This is a genomic window from Spiroplasma sp. ChiS (assembly GCF_002968355.1).
Classification (GTDB): domain Bacteria; phylum Bacillota_I; class Bacilli_A; order Mycoplasmatales; family Mycoplasmataceae; genus Spiroplasma; species Spiroplasma citri.
The window spans coordinates 1-1040 of the sequence record NZ_PUUH01000171.1; the positions used below are offsets into that span (position 1 = coordinate 1).

The 1040-nt window shown below is 23.8% G+C and carries 1 pseudogene; it reads right to left on the minus strand.

Features of this window, described 5'->3' with window-relative positions:
- Positions 1 to 891: pseudogene (locus C6B38_RS04895) on the minus strand (spiroplasma phage ORF1-like family protein); the annotation flags it as partial.
- Positions 892 to 1040: the final 149 nt, after the last annotated feature.

Genomic DNA, 1040 nt, shown 5'->3' on the forward strand with positions numbered 1-1040 from the left:
AATTTTCATAATCCGCACTACCACCTTGCTGAACCCTAGTATTTTCTAGCAAAACAGAATATAAAGATAAACTAATAAATTCTTTTACGCGAGTTTGTTGATAACTATTTCAGTCAATAATTTCACCAGTGTTTTTATCAATGGTTGGTGTTTCGGGTTCTCACCATTACCATCTCAACGATAAATACTTTTATAACCAAAAATTTTTCAAGTATCAGGTTTTAATTGTTTACCTTTTCAATTATTTATAAATCATGTTTTTCCAATTAATTTTAATCCTATATAAGTTTTTAAAGTATTATTAATTTCTTCATTTTTTCCTTCAATTAACAATTTTCAATTATCTACTTTTAACTTAACTCTTGGATAATGATTTTCTTTATAACGATCAACATTATCGACAATTTTTTTAGATACATCATACATCTTATATTTTACGGCAAAAGCATAAATAAAATCARTTAAATCATTCAAAAAATTCTCTTTTTTAACATCATAAAATTTTTCAACCATAAACCGATTTTTTAAACTATGTCATTGTCGATAATAATTCAAAAATATTTCATTAGGTTTATCATAAACAACTCCGGTTGAATAACTATCTTGTAAAAAATCTAAATACCATTTATCATTAAACAATAAATTTTTTGATGTTTTTAAAGTTGGATTAATAAAATAATTTGTTTCCGACCAATTTTCAAAAAAACTACTGCGTAAAAACATTGTATTAATAAAATCAATTTCATTAATACCTTTACCAGCAATATTCTCTTGTTTAAGCGTATAATGCTCCTCATTTAAGGGTCTAAACGCCGTTAAAGTAATAAATGGAATAACCAAACCCAAAAAAGTTAAAATAAATATGGCAAATAAAGATAATGACTTACGCATTATTCTTTACCACCTTTCTTCTTTTTAAAATTAATTATAAATAAAATACATCAAACTAATTCAAATCAAAAATACAAATTTGCAACTAACATATATCAGAATAAAATACCAAACTCATTAATTAATTTATCTCATTTATCGTAAATTGA